The sequence below is a fragment of the Methylotenera sp. N17 genome, assembly GCF_000799155.1.
GTDB lineage: Bacteria > Pseudomonadota > Gammaproteobacteria > Burkholderiales > Methylophilaceae > Methylophilus.
In genome coordinates this window covers 2,094,276-2,112,174 of sequence record NZ_JUGE01000001.1, presented here as the reverse complement: position 1 = coordinate 2,112,174, position 17,899 = coordinate 2,094,276, and the positions used below count along the sequence as shown (strand labels likewise).

Sequence of the window (17,899 nt, the reverse complement as noted above, 5' to 3'; positions counted from 1 at the left end):
GACATCATGGATGACATTAAATACGACCCTAATAAAGACTATGGTACGCCGAAAATAGTGAGCGAGAAAATGGTTACGCTCACCATTGATGATGCGTCAGTTACCGTGCCGGAAGGCACTTCAATTATGCATGCGGCACAATTGGGTGGTGTGACTGTGCCCAAGCTGTGTGCAACAGATTCGCTTGAGCCGTTTGGCTCTTGCCGCCTATGTTTGGTGGAGATTGAAGGCCGTCGCGGTTACCCAGCATCCTGCACAACACCTGTGGCTGAAGGCATTAAAGTCAAAACACAAACATCCAAATTGGCAGATGTGCGCCGTGGTGTGATGGAGCTTTATATTTCAGACCATCCGCTCGACTGCTTAACATGTGCAGCCAATGGTGATTGTGAACTACAAGACATGGCCGGTGCAGTGGGCTTGCGCGAAGTGCGTTACGGCTACGAAGGCGAAAACCATCTAGGGTCTACCAAAGATGAATCCAACCCATATTTTACGTTTGATCCAAGTAAATGCATCGTGTGCAGTCGTTGTGTGCGTGCCTGTGAAGAAACGCAAGGCACGTTTGCGTTGACGATTGAAGGTCGCGGCTTTGGTAGCAAAGTTTCTGCAGGCAATAAAGACTTTTTAGAGTCAGAGTGTGTCTCTTGTGGCGCTTGTGTGCAAGCTTGCCCAACGGCCACCTTGATGGAAAAATCCGTGATTGAGGCAGGTACACCAGAACATAAAGTCACCACTACTTGTGCTTATTGCGGCGTGGGTTGTAGTTTTGATGCGGAAATGAAGGGCGAAGAAGTCGTCCGTATGACGCCGAATAAAGACGGTGGCGCTAATCACGGCCACTCATGTGTCAAAGGCCGTTTTGCTTGGGGCTACGCTACGCACCAAGACCGCATTACCACACCCATGATCCGTAAGAGCATTCATGATCCTTGGCAAAAAGTGGGTTGGGACGAAGCTATTAATTATGCAGCTAGTGAGATTACGCGTATTCAAGCTAAATATGGCAAGGATTCTGTCGGCGGCATTACCTCTTCACGTTGTACTAATGAAGAAGTATACGTCACACAAAAATTGGTACGTGCAGTGTTTGGTAGCAATAACGTGGATACTTGCGCGCGTGTTTGCCACAGCCCAACCGGCTATGGTTTAAAACAAACCTTGGGTGAGTCTGCTGGTACGCAAACCTTTGATTCCGTGATGAAATCCGATGTGATTTTGATTATTGGCGCAAACCCAACGGATGGTCACCCAGTATTTGCCTCCATTATGAAGCGCCGTCTACGTGAGGGTGCAAAGCTGATTATTGCAGACCCACGTGCCATTGATTTGGTAGAAAACTCACCGCATGTACGTGCCGATTACCACTTGAATTTACGCCCAGGCACCAATGTGGCATTGGTTTCAGCACTGGCACATGTGATTGTGACGGAAGGCCTAGTCAAAGAAGATTTTGTCAGAGAACGTTGTGAGTGGGATTCCTATGAGGCATGGCGTGATTTTGTGGCTAAACCAGAAAACTCACCAGAAAGCTTAGCCAAAGATACGGGCGTAGACCCACAAAAAGTACGTGAAGCAGCAAGACTGTTTGCGACTGGTGGTAATGCTGCTATCTACTACGGTTTGGGTGTGACTGAGCACAGTCAAGGCTCTACCACTGTGATGGGGATTGCTAACCTAGCGATGGCAACCGGTAATGTGGGCCGTGAAGGCGTAGGCGTGAACCCATTACGTGGTCAAAATAACGTGCAAGGCTCGTGTGATATGGGCTCTATGCCACATGAGCTCCCAGGTTACCGCCATGTATCTGACGATGAAACCCGTGCTGAGTTTGAAGCGGCTTGGGGCCGTCCACTCAGTGCTGATCCAGGCTTACGTATTCCTAATATGTTAGATTTGGCGACAGAAGGCAGCTTTAAAGCATTGTATTGTGTAGGCGAAGACATTGCGCAATCCGACCCAGATACACAGCATGTCACCCATGCGCTGGAATCGATGGAGTGCGTGATCGTACAAGATTTGTTCTTGAACGAAACCGCCATGTTTGCCCATGTGTTTTTCCCCGGTGCCTCTTTCTTAGAGAAAAACGGCACCTTCACCAATGCTGAGCGTCGCATCTCTCCAGTACGTCGCGTCATGACGCCTAAAAACGGCTATGAAGATTGGGAAATTACAGCCAAATTATCGACTGCATTAGGTTATGAGATGAAGTACAACCATGCCAGTGAGATCATGGATGAAATCGCAGCGTTGACGCCAACATTCAAAGGCGTAAGCTTCAAAAAACTGGATGAGTTAGGCAGTATTCAATGGCCATGTAACGATGAAGCGCCAGAAGGTACACCGACCATGCATGTGGATGAGTTTGTGCGCGGTAAAGGTAAATTCTTTGTGACACAATATGTGCCCACCCAAGAGAAAGTGAATGGTAAATATCCGCTGATATTGACCACAGGGCGTATTCTTTCTCAATATAACGTGGGTGCGCAAACACGCCGTACGCAAAACGTGGTGTGGCACCCAGAAGATTTAATTGAGATTCATCCGCACGACGCGGAAGACCGTGGTATTCAAGAAGGTGATTGGGTGGGCATTACCAGTCGCGCTGGTGAGACTGTATTGCGTGCAACGATTACTGAGCGCGTGCAGCCTGGCGTGGTATATACCACTTTCCATCACCCCGAGTCTGGTGCCAACGTGATTACGACCGATAACTCGGACTGGGCGACCAATTGCCCCGAGTACAAAGTCACTGCGGTACAAGTGTCACGCGTCAACCAACTTTCTAACTGGCAGCAAGAGTACCAAGAGTTCAGTGAATCGCAGATTCACTTAACCGGCATTTTGCCTGCCAAGCCGGCGGTGGTGGAATAATTCACCACGTATTTTTTGAAAGTGCGTGCTAATCATGGCTGATTGGTTTGCAGAGGATGCGCTGAGTCAGCAATTGAGTGCGCAGACCTATGCCGTTCGGCAATGGCGGAACGGCCAGTTTCTCACCGTCGATGATCGGCTGGCTGAAGAGGTGCCGATTGCATTGGTCTATAACGGTGTATCGCATGCCGTGATGCTGGCAAGTCCGCAAGATTTGGAAGATTTTGCCTTGGGGTTTTCCCTGACAGAAGGCATTGTGCAGCAAAAAAGTGATGTGTATGGTGTCGAAATGCAGGTGCACGCAAACGGCATCGAATTACACATTGAAATTGCCACCGAGCAGTTTGTGAATTTAAAAGCGCGTAGGCGCAGCATGGTTGGGCGTACTGGTTGTGGTTTGTGCGGTGCAGAAAGTTTGAGTCAGGTGTTCCGCCTACCAGAACAGGTTGATACCCAGCACGCGCAACAGCCGATTGCGGTAAAAAGTGTACTGAGGGCGCATCAAGAGATACAAGCATTGCAACAGTTGCAACGTCAAACTGGTGCCACCCATGCATGTGCTTGGGCAGATGTAACGGGTGCCGTTGAAATGGTCAGGGAAGATGTAGGTCGGCATAATGCGCTGGATAAATTAATCGGTGCGCTGGCCAGTCAAGATCGCCGTGGTGGGTTTGTGTTGACAACCAGCCGCGCAAGCTATGAGATGGTGCAAAAAGTAGCCATGGCGGGTTTTGATATGCTGGCTGCTATTTCCGCCCCTACCGGACTGGCAGTACGCATTGCAAAAGCCAATCGAATTACCTTGTTGGGATTTGTGCGCGATCAGCAATTAGTGGCTTATGCACACGCTGATCGACTAACGGAATCTTAGTGAGAATACTTAATTATTAAAGCAGACAAGATAAGATGGAAATAGAAAAGTTAATCAAAATGGCCAATCAAATTGGTGATTTTTTTGAGGCATATCCAGATACAGAGCTCGCTAAAAAGGATATAGCCAATCATTTACAGCGCTTTTGGAATTCGGTGATGATTAATTCTATTGTTGCGCACGTTAAGCAGCAACAAGGGGTTGGGCTACATCCGCGTGTGATTGAGGCAATTCAACAGCACATCTCATAATGAATGTTTTGGCTGCCAATTCAAAGCGCTATTATTGCACGCGTTGAAACAGCCTAAAGTGCTCTCTACGTTCACTAATACGCCGTCCTTGCCAAATCAGCGTCCAATCCTGACCAGGATTTACTTTTTCTCGGCCACGATTGTCTTGCACCAAATATAAATCACAGCTTAGTGGTTGACCGCTTTCCAGTGCGTGCGTTTTCACATCGGCAAAATAATCCAGTAAATCGCGTTGTGCATCGCCCAACTGGTTGCTATTCATGCAGGCATACTGCGTAGGCAATGCTTTTTTCAGGCTGGTGAACACTACCTGATAGCCACGTGCGGACTCAAGCATCGGCATCCAAAGCGTCATCAATAATGTCCAGATACAAGTCATGCCGATGGCCCAGTTGGTTGCAGCTGAGCGATTGGAGTGTTGTGATCTAAATATGGCCAATAGCCAAATAAGCGTCACTGCTGATGCCACTGTAAATGCGAATACATTGAAGTGGAGTTGCGTCAGCCCGGATAAGTAAATCAACCGCTCTTTGATTTTGCTTGGATTGCCGGTCATCATGGCAATCCAGCCCAGCCATGTCAAACTACTCAGTAGCCCAAATAAAATCAAGCCGAACCAGTTTAACGCGCCTGCAGCACCACGTTTTAGCGTTTCAATGCTGCCACCTGCCATGGCGGTGAGTGGAATCAGCAACGGTAGTGCAAATACTTCTTTACGCTCAGCACCCAGACCAATCCAGAATAATGCGGCAATAAAAAAAGCAACAATCAGCTGAAAGCGTGGCTTAGATAGTAATTGCGCCCTAAAACGCCAAGTGCCCCATAAAGCCAACGGTAATGCTGGCCATGCATACCATAATAAGGTTCTTAAAAAGTACAAATGTAAGCTTTGATTAAACTGTGCAAGACTCGATATCCACCATTCGGTCAATAACTGCGGTGCGTATATCCAGCTTAACAGCGGCCATATCAAAAGAAATGGGCTGGCCACGAGCAATGCAATGAGGCTAACCACCCAAAAGAAACGGCTGCGCCAATGACTAAAACAAATGGGGAGTAAAACACAGGTGCTGAGAATAATGAAAGTGGGTAGCAAGCCGGCAGACAAAAAGCTGATCCCAAGCCCTAGCCCAAGTAAAATCGCTGCGCGATAAGGTCTGCGCTTGGCAAGTGCCAGTGCATAGAACGCAGTGGTCAATCCAGTCAGGGCGGATACGGCAGGCATCATCGTGTGCGCGTTGATCACCAGCCCTAAGCAGCCAATAAACACAAACGTGGTTTGACGGCCTATCCCTTTGTCCCAAAGCTCTCGGCCTGTCATACCTACCATCAGCAGGGTGATGAGCATCCACACACCTGAGCTCAGCCTGGCTGCATCGTGAATAGACAAGATGGGGCTGAGCGTTGAGGAAAATAAAGCTGCAACCCAGTAGTATAACGGTGGGTATTCTAGCTGTGTATGGCTCAGTGCCATAGGCGCAAGCCAGCTACCGCCATCCAAAATGTGTTGAATTGCACTAATGGATTGCGATTCGAAAGGCTTCCAAGGCGAATGTCCAACCAAGCCAAAGATTAACCATATTGCACACAACACAATAAGAAGGTGTGTTTTAGCACGCTCACCTACGCGCGCGCGCGGGGTGGCCATATTGCCTTGCCAATCGTGATCCAAGTCGAATTTCATTAGGTTAAGTCGAATCGCATGATATTTGTTTAACGTGGCGCAATGCCAGAATAGCTAAATAGTATAGAAAAAAAACAAAAAAGGCAGCTAAGCTGCCTTTTTAATCCAACAATCAGCATTACATGCCGTATTTTTGGCGGAATTTCTCAACACGACCAGCAGTGTCTACAATTTTCTGTTTGCCAGTGTAGAACGGGTGGCATTGTGAGCACACCTCAATGTTCATGTCACGGCCATGTGTAGAGCGTGTTTTAAACTTGTTGCCGCAGCTACAAGTGACGTTGATTTCTGGGTAATTCGGGTGAAGTTCAGCTTTCATGCTTTTCTCTCTATATTAAGCAGTTGCAGTAAACCGCGTATTATGTATTATTTTTTTTGCTTTTGCAAACGCTAAGCTGTAAAACAACTGGAATGAGAATGTGTTTTGCTCGTTAGCACAACCCCATCCCTCAGCGGATTTGATTAGCCGCGACGCATGCTATCGAAGAAATCCGCATTGTTTTTCGTCGCTTTGATTTTATCCAACAAGAATTCCATCGCTTCCAAGTCGTCCATTGGGTAGAGCAGTTTGCGCAGCACCCAGATTTTTTGCAGTACATCTTTCTCGATGAGTAATTCCTCACGGCGCGTACCGGACTTATTGACGTTAATGGCTGGGTAAATACGTTTTTCGGCCATGCGGCGATCCAGATGGATTTCCATATTGCCTGTACCTTTAAATTCCTCGTAAATCACGTCATCCATACGCGATCCAGTGTCCACCAAAGCTGTAGCAATAATCGTGAGTGAGCCACCTTCCTCTACATTACGGGCTGCACCAAAAAAGCGTTTTGGTTTTTGTAGCGCATTCGCATCCACACCGCCGGTTAGTACTTTGCCGGAGGATGGAATCACGGTGTTATAGGCACGCGCTAAACGGGTGATGGAGTCGAGTAGAATGACCACGTCTTTTTTGTGTTCGACCAAACGTTTTGCTTTTTCCAGTACCATCTCTGCTACTTGTACGTGACGTGTGGCTGGCTCATCAAATGTAGAAGCCACTACCTCGCCGCGTACTGAGCGCGTCATTTCGGTTACTTCTTCCGGGCGCTCATCAATCAGCAAGACGATTAAAATAACATCAGAATGATTGGCAGTGATCGCATGCGCAATATTTTGCATCATGACCGTTTTACCGCTTTTTGGACTTGCCACTAATAGGCCGCGTTGACCACGGCCAATCGGCGCAATCATATCAATCACACGGCTGGTGACATTTTCTTCGCCACGGATGTCGCGCTCTAGCTTGAGTGGGCTAGTTGGAAATAGTGGGGTTAAGTTCTCAAACAGGATTTTGTGTTTGGTATTCTCTGGTGCTTCGCCATTGACCATGTCTACTTTGACAAGTGCAAAGTAACGTTCGCCGTCTTTAGGGGTGCGAATCTCACCCTGAATGCTATCGCCTGTGTGCAAGTTAAAGCGGCGAATTTGTGATGGCGACACATAAATATCGTCAGGACCTGCAAGATAAGATGTATCAGGTGAGCGCAAAAACCCAAAACCGTCTTGTAATACTTCCAGCGTGCCATCACCAAAGATGCTATCACCTTTTTTGGCCTTGTTTTTCAGAATCGCGAAAATCAAATCCTGTTTACGCATTCGACTGGCATTCTCAATTTCATTGGTAATGGCCATTTCAACAAGTTCTGTGACTGGTAGATGTTTTAAGTCGGATAAATGCATGAGGATGCTCGCTAGAAGAGTGCTACAAGAGAATGATTGAGGTTTTGAAGAATCTGGTTTCTAAGATGAAGAAACCAGATTGTGATATTAGTGCTAATTAAATATTGCTGTCAATAAATGCTGTGAGTTGAGATTTGGATAATGCGCCTACTTTGGTAGCTTCTACATTGCCATTTTTAAATAGCATTAATGTAGGAATGCCACGGATACCATATTTAGGCGGTGTTTGTTGATTGTCATCAATATTGAGTTTTGCAATTTTTAAACGGCCAGCATACTCTTTGCTGATGTCGTCTAAAATAGGTGCAATCATTTTACATGGACCGCACCACTCTGCCCAATAGTCAACTAAAACAGGGATAGGTGATTGCAGAACTTCTTGTTCAAAGCCATCATCACTTAAATGGATAATATGTTCGCTCATTGTTGCCTCGTAAGAAATGATTTAAACCGTAAAAGGTTAAAGAATAGAGTGTATTAAAGTGTTTGGAATGAATATTGGGTACTAATCGTAGTATATCAAGATAAATCGTCTTGAATCAAGCTGTATTCAAATCGATCAAAACAGGCGGTACGTTCTACTAACTGATTGATTTTTAGCTTAGATTTTTTGTTGGCTTCTTTCATTTCTACGATTGTATGTGCTTGTATATATCCGTATTCGGCGATCAAACTCACCGGTTGCTGTAATGCCGGTATCGGCGGCAGTAACAGCGCATTCAACGTTTCATTTTGCGATTCCGGTTTGATGGTGACGGATTTAGCGTTTGGCGCCAGTAATTTAACCCCTGCCTCAATCTGCTGCGATTTAGTCACTAGCCATACGATATAGCCGACGACCCAAGCGCTGTGCTCGTTTTCTTTAATGCTCACCAACTCACCCACCAATATTTTCAGGTTGTCCAAGTCCGTGGTTTTAATGGCATAGCCATCTGGGCTGATATTCATGATCTCCCAATATGAGCGGGTTTCTTCTTTGGCGCGCTTAGTGGACCTGAATAAGATGGAGGCTGCTTCTAAGCCAATAGCGAGCTCTGCGGATTGATTTTTCTCGTGTCTTGAAAAAGCCCTAGAGGCAGACACACCAAAGTACTTAATCAAGTGCTTGAGCAGTTCTTCATCCACGACTTCGAGTGCGGCGGTGGGAAGTGGCTCATTGCTTTGGGCTTTGGCATCTTGTATGTACTTGAGCTGTTGGTGAATGTGTCGCGCAACCTCAACAGTTACAAATAAGATATCGGTTTCTACATTCGGTGTATTCCTGTTTTTTAAGTAGGGCACAGGCGGTTTTTTGGAATCGAGTTCAATCAAAAACACACCCATGGGGTTTTCAATCAATCCCATGCCGTGTAATTGTGCAAATTTGGCTAGACTCCCCACATAGTGCGACATCTTTCTGATGCTGGCTTTGCTGAGCCGTTGCGGATTGGCCAAGTTCATCAGCAATATTTGGCTATAGACTTGGTTAATCGTCTTGCTGTGCAGGCTATTTACATAATCCGGCACTTCAACATCTTCTAATGAGAGTTGTAGGGCGTGAAAATATACTTTATGTAAATCAGACCATAATGAATCCGACGGTAGCTGGTATGTTAGATAATTCACCAAAGCTTCGTTTTTAAGCGCCTCTATGATGCGCAGCATCACGAGCGAATGCTGCTTGTTTTCTTGAAAATTAATCAGCTTTTGCTTGAGATCTACCAGCGCACGTTTGTAACCGTAACCGGTTTCCAGCCAAATGGCCTCCGCTAGTGCAGCATGGTTTTTGGCTTCTAGTGGCATGGGAACAGGCGTATTGCCATATACTTCTTCCAAGTCATGCGTGAGTTCGTGTGTCACTTTACGATATAACTCAAGTGCCTGAATGCGTAGGCTAGCCTCTGTTTTTTGACGATTGAGCGTTTTAAGTTCTTCCAGTAAGCGTGTAGCGGCATGAAAGGTATCCATGTGGCTGATGCTTTTGGTAAATTCGATGATTTTTGGTGGACGTATCTCTGCGGTAGCAACCGATGCTAGATCGAGCGGGGCGAGATTAATGCTTAACGTCATACTAGGCTCCTGAGGACTGTTAAGATAGTAATTAAAAGAATAGAATTTGTCACTTAAATGCGTGGACGTTTCTGGGGTTTATATTGAATTTAACAAAATTAGTGCTTTTAGCCGCATGGCTGACGTTTAGTCATACGCCGGCACTGGCGATAGATAAGCTCCCGCATGGGTTTAAAGAGTTCGTGCTTAAAGATACAGCAGGAAAACAACATGTGCTTTCGCAATACAAGGGAAAGTGGGTGTTTGTGAATTACTGGGCAACTTGGTGCCCACCGTGTTTGGAAGAAGTGCCAGACTTGGTTGCACTCTACGATGCAAGAAAAAACAAAGACGTTGTGGTGATTGGAGTTGCGTTTGATTTTGATTCTGAAAAAGAAGTGTTCGAGTACGTAGATGATATGTTGATGTCTTATCCTATTGTGTTGGGTGACGAGCAAGTCAAAGCGCAGATTGGGAGTGCGGATGTGTTACCGACAACCTATGTGTATAACCCGCGCGGTGAGTTGGTGAAAATCAAGCGCGGGCTAGTCACAAAACACTACTTAGAAAGCCTGATGAAACAAAAATGAATTACGCGGTGATGGTGATTTGCTCGCCAGCTTCGTTCAATATCCCCAATTGATTTTCGTTAGCAAACTGAATCAACTGCTCAAAACCTTCAGGGTTCACATCTTTTAGTTTCATGTCTACAGATAAGCAGCGCACGTTATCTACCAGTTTGGGTTTTAAGTAAGGTGAGTAACGTAGCTTCTTGTCTTCGCCAAAGCTCGCATAAGAGCTGCACATCCGATCCACCCAATCACTTGGGCGGAACGGTTTGCCGGCCAAGGTCAGGCCTTGAATAATAATTTCTTGTGTTGCCATAATGTATCCAGTAAATAGGTGTGATTAGTTCATGTATTCAAATACTTTGACGACCTTGGTGACGCCATCGGTATTTCTTGCAATTTCTACAGCAGCATCACCTTCTTCTTTGGTGACGATGCCAAGTAAGTACACTACGCTATTTTCAGTCACAATTTTGACGTAGTTGGCTGGGAAGCGATTTTCGGTGATGAATTGGGTTTTGACTTTAGACGTAATGTAAGTATCGCCGCTGCGTGAGCCTAGTGAGGATTTTGGCCCTACAGTGATTTCGTTGGTCACTTGGCGGATGTTCGCAATTTCCTTAAGCAGGCTCTCAGCCAAGGTTTTTTTGGCATCGTCTGGCACTTCACCGGTCAGCAATACGTTGCGGTTGTAGCTGGTCACATTGACGTGAGAATTTTCACCCAGATTGGTTTCCATTTTTTTCACAGCTTTTAGCTCGATATTTTCGTCTTCTACAAAAATACCAGAACTTCTTCTATCGGCAGCCATGGCACCGCCTGCTGCTGCGCCACCTACTACGGCAGGCAAACATCCAACGAGCTGGGTGGCAAGTGCGGTAGATAAAATAAGTTTGGTCAATAATTGCATTGTGTACTCCTCAAAAAATTAGTGTTTTGTTATTGGGTGGCGATTCTGTTCGACGCATATGCCCTCACACTTAGGTGAAATGATACGCTTTTTATGTGTCGATTGCATTACGCACCCATTCAACCTGAGCCATATCAGCCTTGTTGAGCAATACTGCATCAAACCGGCACGGCAAGTTAAGTGCATGTTGCTGCAAGTAAAATTGCGCGGTGTTAATGAGCTTTTGCTGTTTTTGCGGGGTGATGCTGGCTGCGGCGCTGCCAAAGGTTGGGTTGGTTCTTAAACGGACTTCTACAAATACCAATGTGGTGCCCTCTTGCATAATCAAATCAATTTCGCCATAACGGCAATGAAAATTGCTTGTCACTAACTTAAGTCCCTGTTGGGTCAAAAAAGTTGCAGCAATTTTCTCCGCAGCTAATCCGGGGTTATGTGCATTTAGTTTCATAGACGATGATTTTCATAGGTTTTAGGCGGGCTTTCGCTTAAAATACTTGGATGAAGCAGCCGGGCATATTATATGTAGTCGCTACACCCATTGGTAATTTAGGCGATATTACCATGCGTGCAATAGAGACGTTAAAACAGGTGGATGCCATTGCTGCGGAGGATACACGACATAGCTCTGGTTTGTTGTCTCACTTTGGGATTTCAAAAAAATTAATCGCGGTGCATGAGCATAATGAGCAGCAGTCTGCGCAATTGTTGTTACAGCGGATTCAGCAAGGCGAGCAGATTGCACTAATTACGGATGCGGGTACGCCGGGTATTAGTGATCCTGGAGCGGTGGTGGTGAATGTGTTGATTTCGCACGGTGTAAAAGTGGTGCCCATCCCTGGGCCAAGTGCGGTGGTAGCAGCCTTGTCTGCTGCTGGCATTGCGGAAAATGGATTTATGTTCGTCGGATTTTTGCCTGCTAGTGGCGCACAGCGACGCAAAAAACTAGAGAGTTTGCAGTCGCTAGAGACTACTTTGGTGTTTTATGAGGCACCACATCGTATTGTGGAATGTATGCATGATTTGGCCGGTGTGTTGGGGGGTGAGCGCCGCGTGACCATTGCGCGCGAATTGACCAAAACATTTGAGACCATTCACCGGTGTTATTTGCATGAAGCCCATGCTTGGTTAACCGGTGATGCCAATCAACAGCGCGGCGAGTTTGTGCTTGTGGTGGAGGCATTGCCGCCACAAGAGGCTGTAGAAGTAGATGCTTCTGCTGAGCGTGTGTTGCGCTTGTTGTTAGATGCAGTGCCCCTAAAGCAAGCAGCTAAGTTGGCTGCAGAGATTACCGGAGCGAAAAAGAACGCTCTATATGATTTAGCGTTAAAGATTAAAGATGTCTAGCAATTAAGCCGCATGCCGCAAGATTTTAGTTAACTGAACATTGATCTACATAGATTGAGTTAGAAGATATGACGACCACACTCACCCTTGCCCGTCCAGACGATTGGCACTTACATTTGCGCGATGGCGCAGCCTTAAAAGCAGTGCTGCCAGATACTGCCAAGCGCTTCGGGCGCGCCATTGTGATGCCAAATTTGCGTCCGCCAGTGACGACGACAGCACTGGCATTAGCGTATCGCGAGCGCATTGTGCAAGCGTTGCCTGCAGGCGCACAATTTGAGCCGTTGATGACGTTGTATCTAACAGACAATACCGCGCCGGAAGAGATTGTGAAGGCCAAAGCGAGCGGTTTGGTACATGGGGTGAAATTGTATCCGGCAGGTGCCACGACCAACTCCGATTCAGGCGTGAGCAATCTGGGGCATTGCGTGAAAACATTGGAAGCGATGGAGAAAGTGGGCATGCCCCTGCTGGTGCATGCAGAAGTGACTGATGCCCATGTGGATGTGTTTGATCGTGAGAAAGTATTTATCGATAAGATCATGCAGCCCTTATTGCAAAAATTTCAGGGTCTGAAGGTGGTGTTTGAGCATATCACTACCAAAGATGCGGCTGATTTTGTGTGTGCAGCAGGTGCGCATATCTGCGCTACCATTACTGCGCATCATTTGTTGATGAACCGCAATGCCATGTTTGCTGGCGGCATTCGCCCACATCATTATTGTTTGCCTGTGCTGAAACGTGAAGATCATCGCTTGGCATTGGTCAAGGCAGCGATTTCCGGCAGTCCTAAATTTTTCTTGGGTACAGACAGTGCGCCACATGCCAAATCTGCCAAAGAAGCGACTTGTGGTTGTGCCGGTATGTATACGGCGCATGCCGCCATTGAGTTGTATGCAGAAGCCTTTGAAGCAGCCAATGCCTTGGATAAGCTAGAGGGGTTTGCCAGTTTCTATGGCGCAGACTTTTATGGCTTGCCTAGAAATACCGACAACATTGTGCTGCAAAAATCAGAATGGGTTGTGCCGGAAACCCTGCCTTACGATGGCGATGTGTTGGTGCCATTGCGCGCTGGCCAATCTGTGCAATGGCAATTGGTGTCGCCTTAGCTTCCATACATTAATGGCTAGACGTTATTGTTTGATGCTTTAATCAAGCATAGCCAGATATAGCCAAGCAATCCTGCAAACAGTGACGCCAATAAAATAGCCATTTTACTGGCATTAATCACATCAAGCTGCCCTACAAATGCTAAGTTGGTAATAAATATTGACATCGTAAAACCAATCCCACCCAGCATGCCCGCACCGATAATATGCCGCCAGTGAATATCTGCCGGCAGCTTGCATATATTTAACGCTACCGCAACTAGACATAGTGCTGTGATGCCGATGGGTTTGCCTAACAGCAGCCCTAGTAGGATGCCGATGCTATTGGGGTGATGCAATAATGCGTCTGTCCATCCTGCATGGATTACCACCCCAGTATTGGCCAATGCAAACAGCGGCAAAATCACAAAGGCCACAGGGCGGTGCAGTAAGTGTTCAAGGCGATGGGAAGGTGAGACCGCGTCATCTTGCTTGGCCGAAAATGGAATGGCAAACGCCAGCGCAATGCCAGCAATAGTGGCGTGTACACCAGATTTCAACATCAGTGCCCACATGATTATCCCACCAATAAGATAAGGCAGTAGCGCCATGACGCGCATGCGATTGAGCATCGCCAGGATAAGCAAGACACCCGCTGCGCTTAATAGTGCTGGCATGGAAAGGTTGGCTGTATAAAACAAAGCAATCAGCAGGGCTGCGCCTAAGTCGTCGATAACGGCAAACGCAACAACGAATACTTTGAGAGAAGTAGGTACGCGATTGCCCAGTAGCGCCAATATGGCAAGCGCAAAAGCAATATCGGTGGCCATGGGGATGCCAATACCCGCTTGACTTGCGGTGCCCACATTGAAGTAAAAGTGAATAAGTGCGGGGGCTAGCATGCCGCCGATAGCAGCAACCATGGGCAGCAGTGCATTGCTGAGTTTCGACAACTCCCCATTGTAAAGCTCGCGTTCAAGCTCCAAGCCTATTAGCAGAAAGAAAATAGCCATGAGGCCGTCATTGATCCAATGCTCCAAGCTCATGCCGGCAATGGGTGTCTGCCAAACAGCTAAGTAACTGGCTCCCCAAGATGCGTTTGCTGCTGCAATGGAGAGTAGCGTACATGCAATCAATACCATGCCGGCAGATTTCTCTGAATCGAAAAATCGTTGAAAAGTCTGACTTAAGGTGGTTGGCAATATGGTCTTATTCATTGATACAAAAACCGTGGTGTAAAAGTAGATTGTAAAACGGTTTAATGGGCGGAAGGTAAATAAGTCTTAAATGCTCTGTGTGTTGTTGCAATCTGATGCAAATAAGTTTTTAATCAGACAGTAATCAGTCAATAGTCATCCTTAACTCAGATAAAGCGATTTGTTCGCGATGAAAGGAGTGTGTATGGGTCAGACATCTCAATCTATGTGCCGCGCACTGCTCTGCACAACAGCGCTTATGTGTATGCACGCAACGGTATTTGCTATGACGCCGGATGCAGCCAATCAAACGGGTTATCAACGAGAATTTAAGTTTTTAGATGCTGATGCCAATGGCAAATTAAGTGCCAAAGAAATTAGTAAAGATGGATTGTTTAATGGAGGTGGTTTTGGTAAAGCGGATACCAATCACAATCAATCGTTAGATGCGGACGAGTTTTCAACCTATAAGTCTAAAGTACAGCAAAAGCAGGCCAAGCAAGCGGCGAGTGATAGTACAATTACAACCAAAATTAAATCTAAGTACTTGATTGAAAAAAACTTTAGAAGCTTTCGCGTGAGTGTAGAAACCAAAGAAGGCGTAGTGGTATTAAGCGGATTTGTTGAAAATGAATCCACAAGAAAGCGCGCAGAACAGATCGCTTATGAAGTCAGCGGCGTGAGGGCGGTTAAAAACGCGCTAGTGGTGAAACCGTAAACTATCGCAATTAGTCTTTGGCTTAAGATGGGTGTGTGTGGCTTGCTTTATTTGTGATTTTTTTACTTGGCGTTATTGCCACGATAACTGCGGTTTGCATGTTAAAATCCAAACAAAGCTAGCTAGACAGTCGCCGCTTACGCAAGTGAGGGGAGGAAAGTCCGGGCTGCACAGAGCAAGATGACGGCTAACGGCCGTACGCCGTGAGGCGAGGAATAGGGCCACAGAGACGAGCATATTCAGTTATGGTGAAACGCGGTAACCTCCATCTGCAGCAAGACCAAATAGGCTGGTGCATTCACCTCGGTGAATAAGGCGTGGCTCGCGTTACCAGCGGGTAGGTTGCTTGAGTGTACAAGTAATTGTATGCCTAGATGAATGACTGTTACGCACAGCAATGTGCGACAGAACCCGGCTTATCGGCTAGCTTTTTTCAAATTTCGTATGGCCTGCTTACCCATTGGCTACTTTTCCTGAGCACAAAAAAATCCGCACCCCTTTTGGAGGTGCGGCGGAGGGATGAGCTATGAATACCGTTAAATAACTCACGCCCAGATACTACCAATCTCATCTCGTTCCACAATCCCCAAAATGGGAGGTATGTGCCTATAAAATTTTATGATTTTTTACACATATTTCCCTGCTTTTATTCAATTCAATCACATACTGCGAACTCATTACACTGCACATTCATATATATCGTTATCTTGTTGATTTTAATGGCTATTGCATTTTTAAATAAAAGTGAGATAAGTCATTGTCTTATAAAGAAAATTCTTAAAAATCGCTTGCAAAGCGATTTTTTTTTAACTATAGTGGTTAAAAGAGGTTTTTTGTGTTGAATTGTGGAGAATTTTCATCAATAATGCGCGCATGAATCTTTCGGCAAGTTGCGTTAAACACTAAAGGTAAAACAAGTCATGTTCCGTGGGGCGACAGAGTTGAGTATGGATGCAAAAGGGCGGCTAGCAGTGCCGGCCAAGCATCGTGACGCGCTAACGGCGGGAGGTGCTGGTGAAGTTGTGTTGACTGCGCATCCGCATCGTTGTCTCATTTTATACCCGAAAGAAGCTTGGACGCCTATTGAAGCAAAACTCACAAGCTTGTCTAGTTTTAATCCGCAAATCAGTGCAATTCAACGCATGATCGTGGGGCAGGCAGATGTATTGGCGCTGGATAGTGCTGGCCGCTTGCTGGTCTCTTCAGTGTTAAGAAAATTTGCAAAGTTAGATAAAGAAGTGATGTTGGTGGGCCAAGGAAGTCACTTTGAGTTATGGGACGTGGCCGCTTGGGATCAGCAACTTGAGAAGTTAATGGACACCGAACATCTGGTGGTCCCTCAAGAATTAGAAGGTTTTTCACTATGATGAAGGGCGCTCACTCGGCGCCCATCTCAGCCTCAGTGTCTGCGCCGCTTCCAGAACAGGTTCCGCCGCATATTACTGTCTTATTGCAAGAAGCTGTAGATGCGTTAGCACTTAAATCCGATGGAGTGTATGTGGACGGCACGTTTGGGCGTGGCGGTCATAGCCGTTTAATTTTATCCAAGCTGGGTCCGGCGGGTCGGTTAATCGGTATGGATCGCGATATGGCTGCTTATAGGTCGGCGCAGTCAATTGACGATCCGCGTTTCCAGATTGCGCATCGCCATTTTTCTGAGATTGAAGAAGTGCTTGGCCAGTTTGGTGTAGATAAAGTGGATGGCATTTTGTTGGACTTGGGTATTTCATCACCGCAAATTGATGAAGCTGAACGCGGTTTTAGTTTTAGGTTTGATGGTCCATTGGATATGCGTATGGACCAAACGCGAGGTAAAACGGTTGCTGAGTGGTTGACAACTGTTTCTGAAAAACAATTGGGAGAGGTCATTAAACATTATGGTGAAGAACGGTTTGCTAAGCAGGTTGCAAGGGCGATTATTAAAGAGCGCGAAAACGGGCATGGCATCGCCACTACAGGACAGCTTGCCCAGATCGTGGCAAGTGCAATCCCCAAGGTCGAGCCGGGGCAGAACCCTGCAACGCGCACCTTTCAAGCTTTACGGATTTTCATCAATCAAGAGCTTGAGGAGTTATCGCTAATCTTGCCTAAGTGCCTTGCGGCTTTGCGCACAGGCGGTCGATTGGTGGTGATTAGTTTTCATTCTTTGGAAGATCGTATGGTGAAACGGTTTATTCAGAGCGAAGTATTGCGGGATGATTTGCCCAGCCGCTTTCCGATTAAAGCCAAGGATTTGCCGCAGCCAAGAATGCTAGCGATTGGCCGGGCAATCAAGCCCAGTGATGCCGAAGTGAAGCGTAATCCTAGATCACGAAGTGCAGTGATGCGTGTAGCGGAACGCACTGCAGTGGCAATAGAGCAGTAAAGATGACACGGATTAATTTGATTCTGTTTGCGCTACTGATCATGGTGGCATTGGGTGTGATTACTGCGCAGCATAAGGCACGCAAGCTTTATATTGAGTTGGAGCAGCAAGAGGCGTTGGCTTCGCATTATCAAACAGAGCTTGGCCAGTTGCAGTTGGAGCAAAGTACTTGGGCGATGCACTCAAGGTTAGAAGAATATGCACAGCAGAAATTGCACATGCAGGTACCGGATGTTAAACGCATTCAAGTGATTCAATTAGAGAGTACGCAGTAATTGT

The 17,899-nt window shown here is 46.5% G+C and carries 19 protein-coding genes and 1 other RNA gene; 11 read left to right on the top strand and 9 right to left on the bottom strand.

Translation table 11 applies throughout. The features are described 5' to 3' along the window. Window positions 1–6: 6 nt before the first annotated feature. Genes fdhF through FG11_RS10000 form a run of 3 tightly spaced genes read left to right on the top strand, consistent with a single transcriptional unit; the run spans window position 7 to window position 3,996 of the window. Window positions 7–2,874, top strand: a complete 2,868-nt coding sequence (gene fdhF, locus FG11_RS10010; RefSeq protein ID WP_047534816.1) for a formate dehydrogenase subunit alpha — start codon at window positions 7–9, stop codon at window positions 2,872–2,874. A 34-nt stretch (window positions 2,875–2,908) separates the two neighbouring features. Continuing rightward, the gene (gene fdhD / locus FG11_RS10005; protein ID WP_029647710.1) at window positions 2,909–3,745 is read left to right on the top strand and encodes a formate dehydrogenase accessory sulfurtransferase FdhD; all 837 of its coding nucleotides are present in this window, start codon (window positions 2,909–2,911) and stop codon (window positions 3,743–3,745) included. 35 nt (window positions 3,746–3,780) lie between these two features. After that, a complete protein-coding gene (locus tag FG11_RS10000; RefSeq protein ID WP_047534813.1) occupies window positions 3,781–3,996 on the top strand; it encodes a formate dehydrogenase subunit delta in 216 nt (71 codons plus the stop codon). A 31-nt stretch (window positions 3,997–4,027) separates the two neighbouring features. Here the strand turns inward: FG11_RS10000 and FG11_RS09995 are convergent, their stop codons facing one another. The 5 genes from FG11_RS09995 to FG11_RS09975 all read right to left on the bottom strand — a co-directional run bounded on the left by FG11_RS09995 (window position 4,028) and on the right by FG11_RS09975 (window position 9,451). Then, complete coding sequence (locus FG11_RS09995; RefSeq protein ID WP_047534810.1) at window positions 4,028–5,680, bottom strand: ArnT family glycosyltransferase; 1,653 nt, start codon at window positions 5,678–5,680, stop codon at window positions 4,028–4,030. 118 nt (window positions 5,681–5,798) lie between these two features. Further along, window positions 5,799–5,999 (bottom strand): 50S ribosomal protein L31, encoded by a 201-nt coding sequence (rpmE, locus tag FG11_RS09990; RefSeq protein WP_020182947.1) that lies wholly within the window; start codon window positions 5,997–5,999, stop codon window positions 5,799–5,801. A 143-nt stretch (window positions 6,000–6,142) separates the two neighbouring features. Beyond that, window positions 6,143–7,402: a transcription termination factor Rho gene (gene rho, locus FG11_RS09985; protein ID WP_020182946.1), complete on the bottom strand. Its 1,260-nt coding sequence runs from the start codon at window positions 7,400–7,402 to the stop codon at window positions 6,143–6,145. A 97-nt stretch (window positions 7,403–7,499) separates the two neighbouring features. After that, window positions 7,500–7,826 (bottom strand): thioredoxin TrxA, encoded by a 327-nt coding sequence (gene trxA, locus FG11_RS09980; protein WP_020182945.1) that lies wholly within the window; start codon window positions 7,824–7,826, stop codon window positions 7,500–7,502. 95 nt (window positions 7,827–7,921) lie between these two features. Further along, on the bottom strand, window positions 7,922–9,451 hold the full coding sequence (locus FG11_RS09975) for a hypothetical protein (protein WP_047534807.1): 1,530 nt from the start codon (window positions 9,449–9,451) through the stop codon (window positions 7,922–7,924). 119 nt (window positions 9,452–9,570) lie between these two features. Between FG11_RS09975 and FG11_RS09970 the strand changes: the two genes are divergently transcribed. Continuing rightward, the gene (locus FG11_RS09970; RefSeq protein WP_442922051.1) at window positions 9,571–10,020 is read left to right on the top strand and encodes a TlpA disulfide reductase family protein; all 450 of its coding nucleotides are present in this window, start codon (window positions 9,571–9,573) and stop codon (window positions 10,018–10,020) included. Between the two features lies 1 nt (window position 10,021). Here the strand turns inward: FG11_RS09970 and FG11_RS09965 are convergent, their stop codons facing one another. From FG11_RS09965 to FG11_RS09955, 3 genes are all read right to left on the bottom strand, one after another. Continuing rightward, window positions 10,022–10,315, bottom strand: coding sequence for a DUF3579 domain-containing protein (locus FG11_RS09965; protein ID WP_020182942.1), 294 nt, complete (start codon window positions 10,313–10,315; stop codon window positions 10,022–10,024). A 24-nt stretch (window positions 10,316–10,339) separates the two neighbouring features. Beyond that, window positions 10,340–10,909 carry a BON domain-containing protein gene (locus FG11_RS09960; protein ID WP_020182941.1) on the bottom strand — a complete coding sequence of 190 codons (570 nt, stop codon included), beginning with the start codon at window positions 10,907–10,909 and terminating at the stop codon, window positions 10,340–10,342. Window positions 10,910–11,000: 91 nt separating this feature from the next. Continuing rightward, window positions 11,001–11,357 (bottom strand): YraN family protein, encoded by a 357-nt coding sequence (locus FG11_RS09955; protein WP_020182940.1) that lies wholly within the window; start codon window positions 11,355–11,357, stop codon window positions 11,001–11,003. 50 nt (window positions 11,358–11,407) lie between these two features. On the opposite strand from FG11_RS09955, the gene rsmI reads away from it, so the two are divergent. Further along, on the top strand, window positions 11,408–12,253 hold the full coding sequence (gene rsmI, locus FG11_RS09950; protein WP_047534805.1) for a 16S rRNA (cytidine(1402)-2'-O)-methyltransferase: 846 nt from the start codon (window positions 11,408–11,410) through the stop codon (window positions 12,251–12,253). A gap of 68 nt (window positions 12,254–12,321) precedes the next feature. After that, window positions 12,322–13,362, top strand: a complete 1,041-nt coding sequence (pyrC, locus tag FG11_RS09945; RefSeq protein WP_047534799.1) for a dihydroorotase — start codon at window positions 12,322–12,324, stop codon at window positions 13,360–13,362. Between the two features lie 17 nt (window positions 13,363–13,379). Here the strand turns inward: pyrC and nhaA are convergent, their stop codons facing one another. Next, window positions 13,380–14,558 carry a Na+/H+ antiporter NhaA gene (nhaA, locus tag FG11_RS09940; protein WP_047534772.1) on the bottom strand — a complete coding sequence of 393 codons (1,179 nt, stop codon included), beginning with the start codon at window positions 14,556–14,558 and terminating at the stop codon, window positions 13,380–13,382. 184 nt (window positions 14,559–14,742) lie between these two features. On the opposite strand from nhaA, the gene FG11_RS09935 reads away from it, so the two are divergent. The 5 genes from FG11_RS09935 (at window position 14,743) to ftsL (ending at window position 17,895) form a co-directional block, all read left to right on the top strand. Continuing rightward, window positions 14,743–15,255 carry a BON domain-containing protein gene (locus FG11_RS09935; protein ID WP_047534769.1) on the top strand — a complete coding sequence of 171 codons (513 nt, stop codon included), beginning with the start codon at window positions 14,743–14,745 and terminating at the stop codon, window positions 15,253–15,255. Between the two features lie 114 nt (window positions 15,256–15,369). After that, window positions 15,370–15,690, top strand: an RNA gene (rnpB, locus tag FG11_RS13360) — RNase P RNA component class A. Between the two features lie 485 nt (window positions 15,691–16,175). Then, window positions 16,176–16,622 carry a division/cell wall cluster transcriptional repressor MraZ gene (gene mraZ, locus FG11_RS09930; protein WP_047534766.1) on the top strand — a complete coding sequence of 149 codons (447 nt, stop codon included), beginning with the start codon at window positions 16,176–16,178 and terminating at the stop codon, window positions 16,620–16,622. Beyond that, complete coding sequence (gene rsmH, locus FG11_RS09925) at window positions 16,619–17,620, top strand: 16S rRNA (cytosine(1402)-N(4))-methyltransferase RsmH (RefSeq protein WP_047534763.1); 1,002 nt, start codon at window positions 16,619–16,621, stop codon at window positions 17,618–17,620. Before mraZ ends, rsmH begins: the two co-directional genes overlap by 4 nt. A gap of 2 nt (window positions 17,621–17,622) precedes the next feature. Continuing rightward, window positions 17,623–17,895: a cell division protein FtsL gene (ftsL, locus tag FG11_RS09920; protein ID WP_020182933.1), complete on the top strand. Its 273-nt coding sequence runs from the start codon at window positions 17,623–17,625 to the stop codon at window positions 17,893–17,895. The last annotated feature ends 4 nt before the right edge of the window (window positions 17,896–17,899 follow it).